The sequence below is a fragment of the Variovorax sp. 22077 genome (genome assembly GCF_052044195.1).
Lineage (GTDB): Bacteria > Pseudomonadota > Gammaproteobacteria > Burkholderiales > Burkholderiaceae_C > Variovorax > Variovorax atrisoli.
Map to the genome: position 1 here is coordinate 187,693 of NZ_JBQEQC010000011.1, position 17,435 is coordinate 205,127.

Annotated in this window: 17 protein-coding genes; 10 read left to right on the forward strand and 7 right to left on the reverse strand. The window is 68.4% G+C overall.

Features of this window, described 5'->3' with window-relative positions; all coding sequences use genetic code 11:
* Position 1: 1 nt before the first annotated feature.
* Genes ACTJLF_RS17835 through ACTJLF_RS17845 form a run of 3 tightly spaced genes read left to right on the forward strand, consistent with a single transcriptional unit; the run spans position 2 to position 2,096 of the window.
* Positions 2 to 904 (forward strand): ABC transporter ATP-binding protein, encoded by a 903-nt coding sequence (locus ACTJLF_RS17835; protein ID WP_440883616.1) that lies wholly within the window; start codon positions 2 to 4, stop codon positions 902 to 904.
* Complete coding sequence (locus ACTJLF_RS17840; protein WP_440883617.1) at positions 901 to 1,683, forward strand: ABC transporter permease; 783 nt, start codon at positions 901 to 903, stop codon at positions 1,681 to 1,683. Before ACTJLF_RS17835 ends, ACTJLF_RS17840 begins: the two co-directional genes overlap by 4 nt.
* Positions 1,680 to 2,096, forward strand: coding sequence for a DUF3830 family protein (locus ACTJLF_RS17845; protein ID WP_126184118.1), 417 nt, complete (start codon positions 1,680 to 1,682; stop codon positions 2,094 to 2,096). The genes ACTJLF_RS17840 and ACTJLF_RS17845 overlap by 4 nt, the downstream gene beginning before the upstream one ends.
* Before the next feature lie 17 nt (positions 2,097 to 2,113).
* Here ACTJLF_RS17845 and ACTJLF_RS17850 read toward each other — a convergent pair whose 3' ends face one another.
* Together ACTJLF_RS17850 and ACTJLF_RS17855 are read right to left on the reverse strand one after the other, a co-directional pair.
* Positions 2,114 to 3,091 carry a Bug family tripartite tricarboxylate transporter substrate binding protein gene (locus ACTJLF_RS17850; protein ID WP_019655404.1) on the reverse strand — a complete coding sequence of 326 codons (978 nt, stop codon included), beginning with the start codon at positions 3,089 to 3,091 and terminating at the stop codon, positions 2,114 to 2,116.
* Positions 3,092 to 3,126: 35 nt separating this feature from the next.
* On the reverse strand, positions 3,127 to 4,365 hold the full coding sequence (locus tag ACTJLF_RS17855) for a flavin-dependent oxidoreductase (protein WP_440883618.1): 1,239 nt from the start codon (positions 4,363 to 4,365) through the stop codon (positions 3,127 to 3,129).
* A 108-nt stretch (positions 4,366 to 4,473) separates the two neighbouring features.
* On the opposite strand from ACTJLF_RS17855, the gene ACTJLF_RS17860 reads away from it, so the two are divergent.
* The gene (locus tag ACTJLF_RS17860; RefSeq protein WP_019655406.1) at positions 4,474 to 5,385 is read left to right on the forward strand and encodes a LysR family transcriptional regulator; all 912 of its coding nucleotides are present in this window, start codon (positions 4,474 to 4,476) and stop codon (positions 5,383 to 5,385) included.
* A 15-nt stretch (positions 5,386 to 5,400) separates the two neighbouring features.
* On the opposite strand, the gene ACTJLF_RS17865 is transcribed toward ACTJLF_RS17860, so the two are convergent.
* The gene (locus tag ACTJLF_RS17865; protein WP_126184115.1) at positions 5,401 to 6,204 is read right to left on the reverse strand and encodes an exodeoxyribonuclease III; all 804 of its coding nucleotides are present in this window, start codon (positions 6,202 to 6,204) and stop codon (positions 5,401 to 5,403) included.
* A 12-nt stretch (positions 6,205 to 6,216) separates the two neighbouring features.
* Between ACTJLF_RS17865 and pyrE the strand changes: the two genes are divergently transcribed.
* On the forward strand, positions 6,217 to 6,906 hold the full coding sequence (gene pyrE, locus ACTJLF_RS17870; protein WP_019655408.1) for an orotate phosphoribosyltransferase: 690 nt from the start codon (positions 6,217 to 6,219) through the stop codon (positions 6,904 to 6,906).
* Between the two features lie 14 nt (positions 6,907 to 6,920).
* Complete coding sequence (locus tag ACTJLF_RS17875) at positions 6,921 to 7,616, forward strand: DUF4124 domain-containing protein (RefSeq protein ID WP_132751912.1); 696 nt, start codon at positions 6,921 to 6,923, stop codon at positions 7,614 to 7,616.
* Positions 7,617 to 7,718: 102 nt separating this feature from the next.
* On the opposite strand, the gene gatB is transcribed toward ACTJLF_RS17875, so the two are convergent.
* From gatB to gatC, 3 genes are read right to left on the reverse strand one after another with little or no spacing between them, the layout of a single operon-like run.
* Entirely contained in the window at positions 7,719 to 9,209 is a 1,491-nt protein-coding gene (gatB, locus tag ACTJLF_RS17880) for an Asp-tRNA(Asn)/Glu-tRNA(Gln) amidotransferase subunit GatB (RefSeq protein ID WP_440883619.1), read from the reverse strand.
* A gap of 1 nt (position 9,210) precedes the next feature.
* Positions 9,211 to 10,725, reverse strand: coding sequence for an Asp-tRNA(Asn)/Glu-tRNA(Gln) amidotransferase subunit GatA (gene gatA, locus ACTJLF_RS17885; RefSeq protein ID WP_019655411.1), 1,515 nt, complete (start codon positions 10,723 to 10,725; stop codon positions 9,211 to 9,213).
* Positions 10,725 to 11,024, reverse strand: coding sequence for an Asp-tRNA(Asn)/Glu-tRNA(Gln) amidotransferase subunit GatC (gene gatC / locus ACTJLF_RS17890; RefSeq protein WP_019655412.1), 300 nt, complete (start codon positions 11,022 to 11,024; stop codon positions 10,725 to 10,727). Before gatC ends, gatA begins: the two co-directional genes overlap by 1 nt.
* A gap of 215 nt (positions 11,025 to 11,239) precedes the next feature.
* Between gatC and ACTJLF_RS17895 the strand changes: the two genes are divergently transcribed.
* The 4 genes from ACTJLF_RS17895 (at position 11,240) to mrdA (ending at position 16,078) form a co-directional block, all read left to right on the forward strand.
* Positions 11,240 to 12,283, forward strand: coding sequence for a rod shape-determining protein (locus ACTJLF_RS17895; protein WP_007833435.1), 1,044 nt, complete (start codon positions 11,240 to 11,242; stop codon positions 12,281 to 12,283).
* Positions 12,284 to 12,453: 170 nt separating this feature from the next.
* Complete coding sequence (gene mreC, locus ACTJLF_RS17900; protein ID WP_019655413.1) at positions 12,454 to 13,413, forward strand: rod shape-determining protein MreC; 960 nt, start codon at positions 12,454 to 12,456, stop codon at positions 13,411 to 13,413.
* The gene (gene mreD / locus ACTJLF_RS17905; protein ID WP_019655414.1) at positions 13,410 to 13,931 is read left to right on the forward strand and encodes a rod shape-determining protein MreD; all 522 of its coding nucleotides are present in this window, start codon (positions 13,410 to 13,412) and stop codon (positions 13,929 to 13,931) included. Before mreC ends, mreD begins: the two co-directional genes overlap by 4 nt.
* Before the next feature lie 176 nt (positions 13,932 to 14,107).
* Positions 14,108 to 16,078, forward strand: coding sequence for a penicillin-binding protein 2 (gene mrdA / locus ACTJLF_RS17910; protein WP_019655415.1), 1,971 nt, complete (start codon positions 14,108 to 14,110; stop codon positions 16,076 to 16,078).
* 42 nt (positions 16,079 to 16,120) lie between these two features.
* Here the strand turns inward: mrdA and fahA are convergent, their stop codons facing one another.
* A complete protein-coding gene (gene fahA, locus ACTJLF_RS17915) occupies positions 16,121 to 17,386 on the reverse strand; it encodes a fumarylacetoacetase (RefSeq protein WP_132800119.1) in 1,266 nt (421 codons plus the stop codon).
* Between the last annotated feature and the right edge of the window lie 49 nt (positions 17,387 to 17,435).

Genomic DNA, 17,435 nt, shown 5'->3' on the forward strand with positions numbered 1-17,435 from the left:
CATGGCACAGGCATTCATCCAACTCTCCGACGTGATGCTGCGCTACGGCGGCGGCACCATCGCGCTGGACCACACCACGCTCGACATCGACAAGGGCGACTTCGTGGCGCTCGTGGGCCCCAGCGGCTGCGGCAAGTCGACCATCCTCAAGCTGGTGGCCGGCCTGCTTCGGCCGAGTGCCGGCGCCGTGATCGCCGGCGGGCGCGAGGTGGGCGCCACCGGCGTGCAGCCGCCGGCGGGAAACCACGCATCTGCCGCACCGCGGCTGCGCATCGGCCTTGCGTTCCAGAACCCGACGATGCTGCCCTGGCTCACCGTGCGCGAGAACGTGATGGTCCCGCTGAAGATCGTCGATCCCTTCCGCCAGGACTACCGGCGAAAGAAGAAAGGCGAATACGCCGAGCGCGCCGACGCGCTGCTGGCGCAGGTCGGCCTCAGGGGCTTCGGGGACAGGCGGCCCTGGCAGCTGTCGGGCGGGATGCTGCAGCGTGCCTCGCTGTGCCGCGCGCTGGTGCACGAACCCGAGCTGCTGCTGCTGGACGAGCCTTTCGGCGCGCTCGACCAGTTCACCCGAGAGGAACTGTGGGACATCATGCAGAAGCTCTGGATCGAGCGTCGGCCCACGGTGCTGCTGGTGACGCACGACCTGCGCGAGTCGGCCTACCTGGCCAACCGCATCTGCGTGATGAGCGCGCGGCCGGGGCGGATCCTGGAGACGCGCGAGGTCGGCTTCGCCCGCCCGCGGACACTGGAGAGCAGCTATGCGCCCGAGTTCGCCGCGCTGGTGCAGCAGCTTCGCATGCGCATCGCCCAGGCACGCGGCGGCGATGGAGGCGTGGATGGCGCGGCGATGAACGAGACCTTGGCGCGTGCGTCGCTTCCCGTCGCGGAGGTGGCCGCATGAAGACGATCTCTCCCGTGCTGCGCCAGCGCCTGCTTTGCGCCGGTGCGCTCGTCGGCTTCTTCGTGCTGTGGGAAGTGCTGTGCCTGGCCAGCGGCGTCTCGGACCTGGTGCTGCCGCGGCCGAGCCAGGTCGCGCAGGTGCTGTTCGAGAAGATGCCTCTGCTGTGGCCGCACACCGCGCAGACGCTCTACACGACGCTTGCGGGCTTCGTGCTCGGTGTGGCGGCCGGCGTGGTCATCGGCGTGGCGATCGGCTCCTCGAAGCTCGCCTACGACGTGACCTACCCACTGCTGGTGGGCTTCTCCAGCATCCCGAAGGTGGCGGTGGTGCCCTTGTTCGTGGTGTGGTTCGGCGCGGGTACCGTGCCGGCCGTGCTGACGTCGATGGTCATCAGCATCTTCCCGGTGGTGGTCAACGTGGCCACCGGCCTCGCGAGCACCGAGCCTGAGCTCGAAGACGTGCTGCGCGTGCTGGGTGCGCGCAGGCGGGACATCCTGTGGAACGTGGGACTGCCGCGCACGCTGCCCTACCTGTTCGCCTCGCTGAAGATCGCGATCACGCTGGCCTTCGTCGGCACGGTGCTCAGCGAGACGGTGGCGGCCAACAAGGGCATCGGCACGGTGATGATGATCGCCAGCGGCAACTTCGACGTGCCGATGGTGTTCGCCGGGCTCTTCCTGCTCGCGGCGATGGGCGTGGCGCTGTATGCCGTGTCGTCCCTGGCCGAGCGCCGCATGACCGGCTGGGCGCAGCGCAAGAACGAGATGGTGATGGCATGAGCGAAAGGCACATCCGCATCGTCGCGGGCGGGTTCGACTTCGTCGCCCGGACCCATCCCGACGCGCCGCTCACCGTGGCGGCCTTCGAGAAGCTGCTGCCCTACCGGCAGAAGCTCATCCACGTGCGATGGAGCGGCGAGGGATGCTGGGTGCCGCTGGGCGACTTCCAGCTCGGCGTGGGCTTCGAGAACCACACCAGCCACCCGTCGGCGGGGGACATCCTGTTCTACCCCGGCGGCTACAGCGAGACCGAGATCATCCTGGCGTACGGCGCATGCAGCTTCGCCAGCAAGATGGGCACGCTCGCGGGCAACCACTTCCTCACCATCGTCCAGGGGCGCGAGCAACTGCGCGCGCTGGGGACGAAGGTGCTGTGGGAGGGCGCCCAGGACGTGCTGTTCGAGGCGATGTAGGCCGGCTCGCGCGCCGATCAGTCGGCAGTGATGTTCCCGCGCTTCACCACGCCGGCCCAGCGGTCCGCATCCTTCTTCACCAACGCGCCGAACTCCGCCGGCGTCGAACTCGCCGGCACCATGCCCTGCGACTCGAAGGACTTCGCCACCTCGGGCTGCTTCAGCACCGCCGCGATCTCCTTGTTGAGCCGCGCCACCACGTCCGGCGGCGTGCCCTTGGGGGCGAGCACGCCGTACCACATGTCGACGTTGTCGGCGGTCACGCCGGCCTCGGCGAGCGTGGGCACGTCGGGCAGCTGCGGCAGGCGCTTGCCGCTGCCGGTTGCGATGGCCTTGAGCTTGCCGGCCTGGATGTGCTGCAGCGCCACGTGCACCGGCAGGAACATGTAGTCGATGCGTCCGCCGAGCAGGTCGGTCACCGCGCCGGCCGTGCCCTTGTAGGGCACGTGCAGCAGCTCGGTGCCCGTGCCCTGCATGAGCAGCGCCATCGACAGGTGGTGCGGCGTGCCCACGCCGGGCGTGGCGTAAGTCAGCTTGCCGGGCTCGGCCTTGGCCGCGCTCACCATCTGCTGCACCGACGAGGCCTTCTGCACGTTCGGGTTGGTCACCAGCAGCAGCGTGCCCCACGAGGTGAGGGACACCGGCGCGAAGTCGGCCACCGGGTCGTAGCTCAGCGAGCGGTAGAGGCTGCGGTTCATCACCAGCGTGTTGACCTGGACCAGCAGCGTGTAGCCGTCGGGCTTGGCGCGCGCCACGCGCTCGCTGCCGATGTTGCCGCTGGCGCCGGCCACGTTCTCCACGATCACCGGTTGGCCCAGCCTGGCGGGCAGCCTCGCCGAGAGCTGGCGGGCGATCAGGTCGATGCCGGTGCCGGGGGTGTAGGGCACGACCAGCGTGACGGCCTGGTCGGGCCAGGCGAAGGCGCTGGTGGCGACAGTCGCGGTACTGGCCGCGACGAGCAGGGTGGCGAGGGTCTTCTTGATCAGCGATCGCATGGTCTCTTGTCTCCGTGTTCTTCTGGGGGGGCTGTTCAAAGGTAGGAAGCGCGCGCCTTCAGGGCCGCCGGGTCGTAGCCGGCCACGCGCTTGTAGTTGTCCGAGATGGCCTGCAGCTCGGCGACGGGCACGACCTCCTCGATGCTGTCGAAGCGCTTGCCGCCCGAGCGCTCGAACACTTCGCGCAGGATGGTGTCGGGCGGATTGCTGCGGTTGGTCAGCACCACGTCGGTGGTGGCCTTGACGCGCACGCGGTCGTAGTCATCGAGCGCGGCCGTGCCGACGCCCATCTTCTTCAGCGCACCCGCGAGGTAGCGCGCGTCGATGATGGCCTGCCCCGCGCCGTTGGAGCCGCGCGGCACCATCGGGTGCGCGGCGTCGCCCAGCAGCGTGAGGCGGCCGTGCGTCCAGCGTGGCAGCGGGTCCTGGTCGACCATCGGATATTCGAGGATGGTGTCGGAGGCGAGGATCAGCGCCGGCACGTCGAGCCAGTCGAAATGCCAGTCGGCGAAGGCCGGCAGGAAGTCTTCGACGCGGCCCGTGCGGCTCCAGTCGCGCATCGCGGGCTGCGGTGCATGGATCTCGGCCACCCAGTTCACGAGCTGGTTGCCCTCGGCGTCGATGTTGTTGCGGATCGGGTAGATCACCATCTTGCCGACCGAGAGCCAGCCCGCGCGCACCATGCTGCCGCCGGACAGAAAAGGCTTCCAGCGCGCGGTGCCGCGCCACATGTTGATGCCCGAGTAGCGCGGCGCACCCTCGTCCGGATAGAGCTGCTTGCGCAGCGCGGAGTGGATGCCGTCGCAGCCCACGGCAACGGCGCCGCGCACCGGCGGCGCATCGGCGAAATGCACGGTGACGCCGTCCGCATCCTGCTCCACGTGCGTGCAGCGGCGGCCGCACACCACGCTGTCGGGGCCGAGGCGCTTCAGCGTCTCTTCGTACAGCACCGTCTGCAGGTCGCCGCGGTGGATGGAGAACTGCGGCCAGTCGTAGCCCGCATGCTGGCCCGCGGCCTCGCGGAAGACCAGCTGTCCGTGCTCGGTGAAGAACACCGCTTCCTTCGTGCGCACGCCCACCTTGTCGAGGGCCTCCAGCAGCCCGAGTTCGGTGAGCTCGCGCACCGCATGCGGCAGCAGGTTGATGCCCACGCCCAGCGGCCGGAGCTCGGGAACGGCTTCGTACACGCGGCAGGGAATGCCGGCCTGGTGCAGGCTCAGCGCGAGGGTGAGGCCGCCGATGCCGGCGCCCAGGATGATGACTTCGTTGCTCATGATGATCGGTCTTTGCGATGCGTTGCTTGCTTTGTCTCGGCCCGCATTAGGAACGCAGAAGGATCATTTGGGAAATTTAGATGTGATATGGATTTATCATCAATCCATATGAATCTGTCGACCCGCCAGCTGCGCGCCTTCCTGCAGGTGGCACGCGTGGGCAACTTCACGCGCGCGGCCGAGCAGGCGCACATCACGCAGGCCGGACTCAGCATCCTGATCCGCGAGATGGAAAGGCAGCTGGGCTGCCGCCTCTTCGACCGCACCACGCGCGTGGTGAGCCTCACGCCCGCGGGCCGGCGCCTGCTGCCGGTGGTCGAGCGCATGGTGACCGACCTCGACGACGTGGCCGCCGAGCTGGGCGCCGAGGGCGACGCTGCGCGCCAGACGCTGCGAATCGCGGCCACGCCGCTGGTGTCGTCGAACCTGCTGCCGCAGGTGTTCGCCAGCTTCCGCGAAGCGCATCCGCAGGTGAGCCTGCGTCTGTTCGATGCCGACCTGCGCGACGTGGAGGCGATGGTGGCGGCTGGCGAGGCCGACGTGGGGCTGGGTTTCTTCTTCAAGGCGGCGCCGGGACTGGCGCGCGAGCCGGTGGGGCGCTTTCACCTGATGCGGGTGGCGCCGATGGACGAGGCCGGGGACGGGGAGCCGGGGGGCGTGGGCTCTGCACCTTGGTCGGCGTTGCGCGGCGCCGAGCTCGTCGGGCTGCCGCCGGGCAATCCGATCCAGAAGGTGATCGACCAGCATCTTGCCGCCATCGGCCGCGCCGACGCGCAGCGCACCGCCTTCAACTTCTTCGGCACGCTGATCGCGATGGTGGAGGCCGGCTTCGGCACCGCCGTGATGCCGACCTTCGCGCTCGCCGCCTGCCGCCGCCATCGCGTGCGCACCGACGTGCTGACCAAGCCGAAGGTCGGGCTCGACTTCTACCGCATCACCAAGCGCGGGGCGTATGAAACCGAGGCCATGCAGGCCTTCGTGACTACGCTGGAGAAGGCGCTGCCGGAGCTGTCGCGCTGAGCGGCGCGCACATGCCTACAGCTCGAAGTCGTAGTCCACCGTGATCGGCGCGTGGTCGCTGAACTTCACGGTCTTGTAGATCTGCTCGGTGCGCGCCAGCGCCGCGATCTTCGGCGTGGCCAGGTGGTAGTCCAGCCGCCACCCCACGTTGTTCGCATAGGCCTGCCCGCGGTTGCTCCACCAGGTGTAGGCCTCGCCCGTGGTGTCGGGCTTGAGCATGCGGTAGACGTCCACCAGGCCCGCGCCGTCGGCGCCGGCGTCGAGCAGCTTCGTCATCCAGGCGCGCTCCTCGGGGAGGAAGCCGCTGTTCTTCTGGTTGCCGCGCCAGTTCTTCAGGTCGATCTCCTTGTGGGCGATGTTGATGTCGCCGCACAGCACGAACTCGCGCTCCTTCTTGAGTGCCACGAGGTGCGGGAAGAAGCCCTTGAGGAAGCGGAACTTGGCTTCCTGCCGCTCCTCGCCCGAGCTGCCACTGGGGAAGTAGCAACTGATGACGGAGAACTTGCGCTTGGGAGTGTCGAAGCGCAGTTCGAGGTACCGGCCCTCGGCGTCGAACTCGGCGTCGCCCCAGCCCACCACCACCTGGCTCGGAGCGTGCTTGGTGTAGATGGCGGTGCCGGCGTAGCCCTTCTTCTCGGCGAAGTGGAAATGGCCCTTGAGGCCGGCCATTTCCTCGAACCGGCCCTCGATGTCGCTGGCCTGGACGCGGATCTCCTGCATGCAAATACAATCCGGCGCAAGTTCGGCCACCCAGTCGGCCACGCCTTTGGTTGCGGCCGAACGCAGGCCATTGAGATTGAGACTGGTCAGTTTGAACACAAGGAATTTCCGATGGCTGTAGATGGTGAGAAAAGCAAAAGCAGCGCGATCGCCCAGGATTTCGTCCAGTTCGCCCTGGATGCCGGCGTACTGCGTTTCGGGGAGTTCAAGACCAAGGCCGGTCGGATGAGTCCCTACTTCTTCAATTCGGGCCTCTTCGACGACGGCGCCAAGATCGCCCGGCTCGCGGGATTCTATGCAGACCGCCTGATCGAGAGCGGCCTCGAATTCGACATGATCTTCGGCCCCGCCTACAAGGGCATCCCGCTGGGCGCCACGGTGGCCGCCGAGCTGGCCCGCCGGGGCCGCAACTACCCCTTCGCCTACAACCGCAAGGAAGCCAAGGCGCACGGCGAGGGCGGCAACCTGGTCGGTGCGCCGCTCAAGGGCCGCGTGCTGATCGTCGACGACGTGATGTCCGCCGGCACTGCGGTGCGCGAGTCGATCGCCGCCATCGAGGCCGCAGGCGCCACGCCGCATGCCGTGGCCATCGCGCTCGACCGGCAGGAGAAGGCTACCGAGAACGGCGTCGACGTGGACCACAGCGCCGTGCAGTACGTGCGCAACCAGCTCGGCCTGTCGGTGATCGCCATCGCCACGCTCGACGACCTGCTGAGCTACCTCTCGGGCGATGCCGCGGCCGACCTTGGCGCGCACCGCGAACGCGTGCTGGCCTACCGCGCGCGCTACGGCGCCAGCTGAACCGGGGCCGCCGAATGCACCGCGCACGCGACGATCACGACCGAACGTTCCGCCTGCTGGCGGCGGCATCCCTTTTCATCACGGCTTCCTCTTTCTGCGGCGCTCTGCAAGCGCAACCGCAGAAAGTGGAAGGCGCCTCCGCCGGCATCTACACCTGCGTCGACGCCCGCGGCCGCACGCTGACGGCCGACCGCCCGATCGCAGAGTGCAACGACCGCGAGCAGCGCGAGCTGAACCCGAGCGGCTCGACCCGCCGCAAGCTGGAGCCGACCTACACCGCGCGCGAACTCCAGGAGCGCGAGGACCGCGCCCGCGAAGCCGCGATCGTGGCCGCCCGGCAGACCGACGAGCGGCGCCGCGAGCGTGCGCTGCTGGTGCGCTACCCCAACAGCGCCACGCACGATCGCGAACGCGCCGAGGCACTCGCGCAGATCGATGCGGTGTCGGAAGCGGCGAGGAAACGCATCTCCGAGCTGGGCGAAGACCGCAAGAAGATCGACGAGGAGATGGAGTTCTACAAGCAGGACCCCACCAAGGCGCCGGCCGCGCTGCGCCGCAGGATCGACGACAACGCGAAGAGCGTGGCGGTGCAGAACCGCTTCATCGCGGAGCAGGAAGACGAGAAGAAGCGGGTGAATGCGCGCTTCGACGAGGAGCGCATTCGCTTGAAGGCGCTCTGGACCCCGCAGAACGGCGGGAACCCGAAGTAACTCTCCAGGCTGCGCGCACTTCGTGTCGCTTCGCCAACCCCCCTGCGGGGGGCAACACCTGCGGCCCGGCAAAGCCGGTTCCGCGGTGTTTCCTGAAAAGACTTAGCTGAGCTTGGCCTTCAGCAACTCGGTGACTTGCGCCGGGTTGGCCTTGCCGCCGCTGGCCTTCATGACCTGGCCGACGAGGGCGTTGAGTGCCTTCTCCTTGCCGCCGCGGTATTCCTCGACGTTCTTCGCGTTCTTCGCGATCACCTCGTCGAGGATCTTGTCGAGCGCGCCGGCGTCGTTCATCGGCTTCAGATCCTTGGCCTCGATGATCGCGTCGACGTCGCTGCCTTCGCCGGTCCAGAGGGCCTCGAACACCTGGCGGGCGGCGTTGTTGGGCAGGGTGCCGTCGGCGATGCGCTTCACCAGCTGGGCCAGCTGCTGCGCCTTCACGGGAGCGGCCTCGATGCCGATCTCGGCGGCGTTCAGGCGGCGCGCCATCTCGCCGGTGATCCAGTTGCTCGCGAGCTTGGGCGTGGCGCCTGCCTTCACGGCTTCGTCGAAGTAGCCGGCGAGCGCGGCGCTCTGCGTGAGCTGCGCGGCGTCGTATTCCGACAGCCCGTGGTCGCGCACATAGCGCTCGGCCATCGCGCGCGGCAGTTCGGGCATCTCGGCCTTCACGCGCTCGATCCAGTCGGCGGCGATCACCAGCGGCGGCAGGTCAGGGTCGGGGAAGTAGCGGTAGTCGGCCGAGTCTTCCTTGGCGCGCATGGCGCGCGTCTCGCCGGTGTCGGGGTCGAACAGCACCGTGGCCTGCTCGATCTTGCGGCCGTCCTCGATCTCGTCGATCTGCCAGCGGATCTCGTAGTCGATCGCCTGCTGCATGAACTTGAAGCTGTTCAGGTTCTTGATCTCGCGGCGCGTGCCGAGCTTCTCGCCGGGGCGGCGCACCGACACGTTGGCGTCGCAGCGGAAGCTGCCTTCCTGCATGTTGCCGTCGCAGATGCCGATCCAGGTGACGATCTTGTGCAACTCCTTCGCATAGGCCACGGCCTCGGCGGTGGAGCGCATGTCGGGCTCGGTCACGATCTCCAGCAGCGGCGTGCCGGCGCGGTTCAGGTCGATGCCGCTCTGGCCGACGAAGTCCTCGTGCAGCGACTTGCCCGCATCCTCCTCAAGGTGGGCGCGCACCAGGCGCACCGTCTTCTGCTCCTCGCCCACGAAGAACGACACCGCGCCGCCCTGCACCACGGGGATCTCGAACTGGCTGATCTGGTAGCCCTTGGGCAGGTCGGGATAGAAGTAGTTCTTGCGCGCGAACACGCTGCGCGGCGCGATGTGCGAGCCCAGCGCCAGGCCGAGCTTGATGGCGCGTTCGACGGCGCCCTTGTTCATCACGGGCAGCGTGCCGGGCAGCGCCAGGTCGACCGCGCAGGCCTGCGTGTTGGGCTCGGCACCGAAGGCGGTGGAGGCGCGGCTGAAGATCTTGCTCGCGGTGGAGAGCTGCGCGTGCGTCTCGAAGCCGATGATGACTTCATAGCCGCGCACCAGCGGGCCGGTCGGGCGGCCTTGTTGCTGTGCTTCGAATGTGTTCACGGTCTCGCTCATCTCAAAAGCCCTCCGGCGTGCGCGAATGCCAGTCGGTGGCTTGCTGGAAGCGGTGCGCCGCGTTCAGCAGCTTCGCTTCGCCGAAGTAGTTGCCGATCAGCTGCAGGCCCACGGGCATGCCGCCGTCGAAGCCCGCGGGCACGCTCATGCCGGGCAGGCCGGCCAGCGATGCCGGCAGCGTGAAGATGTCGGCAAGGTAGTCGGCCACCGGGTCGTCGCCGTGCTCGCCGATCTTCCAGGCGGTGGTCGGCGCCGCGGGGCCGGCGATCACGTCGCACTGCTTGAACGCCTGCTGGAAGTCGTCGGCGATCATGCGGCGCACCTTCTGCGCCTGCAGGTAGTAGGCGTCGTAGTAGCCGTGCGAGAGCACGTAGGTGCCGATCATGATGCGGCGCTTCACTTCGTCGCCGAAGCCTTCGGCGCGCGTGCGCTCGTACATCTGCGTGAGCGCGCTCTTCTTGCTCGCGGGGTCGATGAAGTCCTTGGCGCGGTGGCCGAACTTCACGCCGTCGAAGCGGCTCAGGTTGCTCGAGGCCTCGGCCGCGGCAAGGATGTAGTAGACGGGAATCGACAGCTCGGTGCGCGGCAGCGTGACCTCGACGCGCTTCGCGCCGAGCTTCTCGTACTGCGCGAGCGCCGCGTCGATGGCCGCACGCACGCCGGGCGCCACGCCTTCGCCGAAGAACTCCTTCGGCACGCCGATGCGCAGGCCTTCGAGCGAGTCGTTCAGAGAGCGGCCGAAGTTCTCGGCCGGCTTGTCGAGCGAGGTGGAATCGCGGTCGAGGTCGGGCCCGCAGAAGGCCGACAGCAGCAGCGCGCAGTCTTCGGCCGAGCGGGCCATCGGGCCGGCCTGGTCGAGGCTCGAGGCGAAGGCAACCATGCCGTAGCGCGAGGCGCGGCCGTAGGTGGGCTTGATGCCGGTGATGCCGCAGAACGATGCGGGCTGGCGGATCGAGCCGCCGGTGTCGGTGCCGGTGGCGGCGGGAGCCAGCCGTGCAGCGACCGCAGCCGCGCTGGCGCCGGAGGAGCCGCCCGGAATGCGCTCGAGGTTCCAGGGGTTGCGAACGGGAGCGGCCTTGTCGTGGCCCACGGCGGGCACCGCGACGTTCTCGTTGGCCGAGCCCATGGCGAACTCGTCGCAGCTCAGCTTGCCCAGCGTGACCGCGCCGGCATCGGCCAGGCGGCGCACCACCGTGGCGTCGAAGGGCGAGCGGTAGCCCGCGAGCATCTTGGAGCCGGCGGTGGTGGCGAAGTCGGTGGTGACGAAGATGTCCTTGTGCGCGATCGGCACGCCGGCCAGCGCCGGGGCGTCGCCCTTGGCGAGGAGGGCGTCGGCGGCGCGCGCCTGGGCCAGAGTGGCTTCCTCGTTCACGTCGAGGAAGGTGCCCAGCGCCTCGTGCGCCTTCATGCGGCCCAGGAAGGCCTGCGAGGCCTCGACGGCCGATACCTTGCGCTCGGCCAGCGCCTTCGCCAGCTCGACAACGCTCAATTGGTGCAATTCACCGCTGCTGCTCATCATTCGATTACCTTGGGCACGAGAAACAGACCGGCTTCGACGGCCGGGGCGCTCTTCTGGTTGGCTTCGCGGTTGTTCGGTTCGCTCACCACGTCGTCGCGCAGGCGCAGCGTGACGTCTTCGATGGCGGCGACGGGGTGGGCCAGCGGCTCGACGCCGGTGGTGTCCACCGAACGCATGCGCTCGACGAGGTCGAAAAAGCCGTTGATCTGGCTGAGCATGCGCTCGCTTTCATCAGGAGCCAGCTGCAGCCTCGCCAGCGAGGCGATGCGCTCAATATCGGAAGCGGAGAGTGACATAGGTCGGAACGGCCCGGAAAAGCTTAGGTATTCGCACGCCGGAGCCGGTGCTAATACGGGAATCAGAGGGGATTCGGGTATTATCCCGCCTTTGCCGCAACCCCCGCGAACGCGCCGGCTTTTGCGCCAAAAACGATCAATTCACCCCATCAAACGACCCAAAAAATAGAGCGACGACCTGCCGACGCGCAGGCCGTGCTCAGAGGATTCCGCACATGTTTGGAGCTTTCCGTCGGTATTTCTCCACCGACCTTGCGATCGACCTCGGCACCGCCAACACCCTGATATTCGCCCGCAACAAGGGCATCGTGCTCGACGAGCCTTCGGTCGTCGCCATCCGCCACGAAGGCGGCCCGCATGGCAAGAAGGTGATCCAGGCCGTCGGCCGCGAGGCCAAGGCGATGCTGGGCAAGGTGCCCGGCAACATCGAGGCGATCCGCCCGATGAAGGACGGCGTGATCGCCGACTTCGTGATCACCGAGCAGATGATCAAGCAGTTCATCAAGATGGTGCACCCGCGCACGCTGCTCACGCCGAGCCCGCGCATCATCATCTGCGTGCCCTGCGGCTCCACCCAGGTCGAGCGCCGCGCCATCAAGGACGCGGCCGAGGCGGCAGGCGCCACCTCCGTCTACCTCATCGAGGAACCCATGGCTGCGGCCATCGGCGCCGGCCTTCCCGTCAGCGAGGCCTCGGGCTCGATGGTGGTGGACATCGGCGGCGGCACCACCGAGGTGGGCGTGATCTCGCTGGGCGGCATGGTCTACAAGGGCTCCGTGCGCGTGGGCGGCGACCGCTTCGACGAAGCCATCATCAACTACATCCGCCGCAACTACGGCATGCTGATCGGCGAGCCGACGGCCGAAGTCATCAAGAAGAACATCGGCTCGGCCTTCCCGGGCTCCGAAGTCAAGGAAATGGAAGTCAAGGGCCGCAACCTCTCCGAAGGCGTGCCGCGCAGCTTCACCATCAGCAGCAACGAAGTGCTGGAAGCCCTGACCGATCCGCTCAACAACATCGTCTCGGCCGTGAAGAACGCGCTGGAGCAGACGCCGCCCGAGCTGGGCGCCGACATCGCCGAGCGCGGCATGATGCTGACCGGCGGCGGCGCGCTGCTGCGCGACCTCGACCGCCTGCTGGCCGAGGAAACCGGCCTGCCGGTGCTGGTGGCCGAGGACCCGCTGACCTGCGTGGTGCGCGGCTGCGGCATCGCCCTGGAGCGCATGGACCGCCTGGGCAGCATCTTCACGAGCGAATAACCGAGGTACACCCCCAGGCTTCGCGCACTTCGTGTCGCTGCGCCAACCCCCTTGCAGGGGGCAATACCAGCGGCCCGGCGAAGCCGGTTCCGCGGTATTCCTGGCATCGTCATGTGTTAATTTCTTGTGCCGTAACTCGCGCAAGGCGCGGTGAAAACTAGGCCGAATTCATGCCCCTGGGCACGCTCGATCGCACAGCGCCACCCCTGTTCAACCAGGGCCAGTCGGCACTCAGCAAGCTGATCTTCTTCGGCGCGCTCTCCCTGTTCCTCATGGTGGCCGACGCGCGCTTCCACATCGTGCAGCCGATCCGCGCGGCCATCGGGGCCGTGCTCTATCCGGTGCAGTGGGTAGCGCTGAAGCCGGTGCAGGCGGTGCTCGGCGGCGGGCGCTACTTCGAAGACCTGCAGACTGCCCAGCGCAACGAGGACGACGCCCGCAAGGCGCTGATCGCGCAGGCCGAGCGCGCCGCGCAGGCCGACACGCTGGCGCAGGACAACGCGCGCCTGCGCGAGCTGCTCGAGCTGCGCCAGACCACCACCACGCCCGGGCGCGCGGCCGAGGTGCTCTACGACGCGGCCGACCCCTACACCCGCAAGATCGTCGTCGACCAGGGCATGGCCCAGGGCGTGCAGCCCGGTTCGCCGGTGATCGACGCGCGCGGCGTGCTCGGGCAGGTCACGCAGGTGCTGCCCTTCACGAGCGAGGTCACGCTGGTGATCGACCGCGACCTTTCCATTCCCGTGCAGAACACCCGCACCGGCGTGCGCAGCGTGGCCTTCGGCGACGCCTCGGCGCACGGCGGCGGGCTGGAGCTTCGCTTCATGGCCGCCAACGCCGACCTGCAGGAGGGCGACCTGCTCTCCACCAGCGGCGTCGACGGCATCTACCCCGCCGGCCTGCCGGTGGCGAAGATCGAGCGCATCGAGCGCCGCGCCGATTCCGCCTTCGCCCGCATCTACTGTGTGCCGCTGGCCCATGTGACGGCCGCGCGCTACGTGCTGGTGCTCGAACCCACGGGCACGCCTGCCGCGCCGCCGCCCGCGCAGCCCGCCGTCACCCAGCGCAAGCGCCCCGAGGGCAAGCCGGGCGCGGGCAAGAACGAGAAGAAGCCGGGAGCACGCCCATGATCAAGCGTCCAGGCCAGCAGCAGCTGCTGCTGCCCGTCAGCCCCGTCTTCATGTGGAGCAGCCTCGTGGTGGCGCTGCTCATCAACATGATCCCGATCGGCCGCGCCGTCTGGATGCCCGACCTGCTGGCGCTGGTGATCGTGTTCTGGGGCGTGCACCAGCCCGCGCGCGTGGGCATCGGCGCGGCCTTCGTGTTCGGCCTGTGCATGGACGTGCACCAGTCGTCGATGCTGGGCCAGCATGCGCTGTCCTACACCACGCTGGGCTTCTTCGCGATCACCATCCACCGGCGGCTGCTGTGGTATCCGGTGGCCTCGCAGGCGCTGCAGGTGCTGCCGCTCTTCGCGCTCTCGCAGCTGATCGAGGTGGTCACGCGGATGATCGGCGGCGGCGTGTTCCCGGGCTGGACGGTGCTGGCATCGCCGGCCATCGAGGCGGCGCTGTGGCCCCTGGCGACCGCGCTGTTGCTGGCCCCTCAACGCCGCACCCCGGAACCGGACGAGAACCGTCCGCTATGAGTTCTCCCACAGGCTCCTCGCACTTCGTGTCGCTTCGCCAACCCCCTCGCCGGGGGCAACGCCGGCGGCCGGGCAAAGCCCTTTCCGCGGTGTCCTCCAGTCAATCCGTCCTGCTTTCGTGCGGCATTCGGCTCCCATTTGCCTTCGCACCTGCACGCGCCTAAGCTCCCATCGCCATGACCGAAATCCGCAACGTCGCCGCCGATCTCGCGCGCTTCAAGCGCCGCGTCATCGTCATCGGCCTGGCGGTGCTCTTCGCATTCGGGCTGCTGTGCGCGCGGCTGGTCTACCTGCAGGTCACGCGCCACGAGGACCTGGCCGAGCAGGCCGAGAGCAACCGCACGGCGGTGGTGCCGGTGGTGCCGAACCGGGGGCTCATCCTCGATCGCAACGGCATCGTGCTGGCCTCCAACTACTCGGCCTACACGCTGGAGATCACGCCCTCGAAGGTGGGCGACGTCGAGGAGACCATCGACAGCCTCACGCAGGTGCTGGAGATCTCGCCGCGTGACCGCCGCCGCTTCAAGCGCCTGCGCGAGGACTCGCGCAGCTTCGACTCCATCCCGATCCGCACCCGCCTGAGCGACGAGGAAGTCGCCCGCTTCGCTGCCCAGCGCTACCGCTTCCCGGGCGTGGAGATCAAGGCGCGCCTGTTCCGCAACTACCCGCAGGGCGAGCTCGCCTCGCACGTGCTGGGCTACATCGGCCGCATCAACCAGCGCGAGAAGACCGCGATGGAGGACTGGGACGAGGAGGACCAGGCCAACTACAAGGGCACCGACTACATCGGCAAGCTCGGCATCGAACAGAGCTACGAGAAGACGCTGCACGGCCAGACCGGCGTGGAGCAGATGGAGACCTCCGCCGGCGGCCGCGCCGTGCGCCGCCTCGCCAGCCATCCGGCCACGCCGGGCAACACGGTCATGCTGTCGCTCGACATCAAGCTGCAGAAGCTGGTGGAGGACATGTACGGAGACCGCCGCGGCGCGCTGGTGGCCATCGACCCCAAGACCGGAGAGATCCTCGCCTTCGTGAGCAAGCCCACCTTCGACCCGAACCTCTTCGTCGAAGGCATCGACAACGAGAGCTGGGCGGCGCTCACCGAGTCGATCGACAAGCCGCTGCTGAACCGCGCCCTGCGCGGCACCTACCCGCCGGGCTCCACCTACAAGCCCTTCATGGCACTGGCGGCGCTGCAGACCGGCAAGCGCGGCCCCAGCGTGGTGGTGAACGACCCGGGCTACTTCAACTTCGGCGGCCACCGCTTCGGCAGTCCCGAAGGCAACCTGGGCGGCGTCGACATGCGCCGCTCGATCCAGCTGTCGAGCAACATCTACTACTACTCGCTGGCCAACGAGATGGGCGTGGACATGATCCACGACTTCATGAAGCCGCTGGGCTTCGGCCAGATCACCGGCATCGACCTCGGCGGCGAGGTGCGCGGCGTGCTGCCCAGCACCGAGTGGAAGCGCAACACCTACAAGCGCCCCGAGCAGAAGAAGTGGTACGCGGGCGAGACCATCTCGCTGGGCATCGGCCAGGGCTACAACAACTTCACCATGCTGCAGCTGGCGCAGGCCACCGCCACCATCGCCAATGGCGGCCTCAAGCACAAGCCCCACCTCGCGCTGGCCACGCGCGACACCGTCAGCGGCAACGTGGTGCCCCTGCCGCAGCCCGCCGCGGAGAACCTGGGCTTCACGGCCGCCAACATCGCGGTGATCCGCGAGGGCCTGACGAGCGTGGTCACCAGCGGCACTGCGCGCGGCGTGTTCGCAGGCGCGAGCTACCAGGCGGCCGGCAAGACGGGTACGGCGCAGGCCGTGTCGATGGGCCAGAACACCAAGTACAACGCGCGCGCGCTCGAGGAGCACCAGCGGGACCACGCCCTGTTCATGGCCTACGCGCCGGTGAACGACCCGAAGATCGCCCTGGCGGTGATCGTGGAGAACGCAGGCTGGGGCGCCGGCGCGGCCGCGCCCATCGCGCGCCGGGTGTTCGACTACTGGCTCGCCGACCAATACCCGAGCGAGGCCGACATGGCCGCCATCAAGATCGGCAAGGCGACCGCGCCGATCGGCAAGCCCCGCGTGGCGAGCGAGGTGGCCTGGCCGGCCGCCTCGGCCACGCCCGCCACCGCGCCCTGATGTCTTGCTCCCTCTCCCCTTGGGGAGAGGAAAAAAAGACCCTCAGACGACGGTGCCGGAAACCTCGCCCAGCCCGATCCGCACCGCGCCCAGGCGCTCGCAATACCCGCGGATCACCAGCGTGTCGCCGTCTTCCAGGAAGGTGCGCTTCTCGCCGTTCGGCAGCGTGATCGGCTGCTTGCCGCCCTGCGTCAGCTCGATCAGCGAGCCCGCCTCGTCGGGCTTCGGGCCCGAGAGCGTGCCCGAGCCCAGCATGTCGCCCGGCTGCAGGTTGCAGCCGTTCACCGTGTGGTGCGCGACGAGCTGCGCGGCGGTCCAGTAGGCGGCTTCGGCGACGCTGCCGCGCGTGAGGCGCACGGGCGCCACGCCCTCGGTGCGCATCTTCGCGGTCTGCAGCAGCACCTCGACCGTGATGTCGAGCGCGCCGCTCTCGCGGTTGGCGGCCGAGTCGAGATACGGCAGCGGCTGCGGGTCGCCCGCGGGGCGTTCGAACTTCGAGCGGAAGGGGGCCAGCGCCTCCATCGTCACGAGCCACGGCGACAGCGTGCTTGCGAAGTTCTTCGACAGGAAGGGGCCGAGCGGCTGGTATTCCCAGGCCTGCAGGTCGCGTGCCGACCAGTCGTTGAGCAGCGTCACGCCGAACAGGTGCTCCTCGGCGTCGGCGATGGCGATGGGTTCGCCCTGCGCGTTGCCGCGGCCGATGAAGAAGCCCAGCTCCAGCTCGTAGTCCAGCCGCTTCGACGGCCCGAATGTCGGCTCGGCCGCGTCGGGCGCCTTGGTCTGGCCGTTCGGGCGCTTGAAGACCTGGCCGCTCACGCCGATGGACGAGGCACGGCCGTGGTAGCCGATGGGCACCCACTTGTAGTTGGGCATCAGCGGCTGGTCGGGGCGAAACAGCTTGCCGATGGTGGTCGCGTGGTGGATGCCCGTGTAGAAGTCGGTGTAGTCGCCGATGCGGCAGGGCACGGTCATCTCGGCCCTGGCCTGCGGCAGCAGCGCCTTCGACCAGGCGGCCTGCCTGTCGCTGCCTTCGGCGAGGCCGGCGGAGATGGCGGCGCGCAGCGCCTGGCGTTCCTTCGTGCCGGCGTTCATCAGCACGTTCATGTCGTCGGTGTCGATCAGGCCCGTGGCGCGCAGGTCCAGCACCTGGTCGCCGATGGCGACGCCGATGCGGAAGCCCCCGCTGCTGCCGGCGGTGCGGAAGCGGCCGAAGGGCAGGTTCTGGATCGGGAAGTCGGTGCCGGCCTCGTTGGCCGATGCGACCCAGCTGCGCAGCTTGGGGTCATGGGTGGCGTTCAGTGCGGTCATGGATGTCTTTCAAGCAAGTTTTCTGAAGGGTCCGGACTTTTCGGGCAAC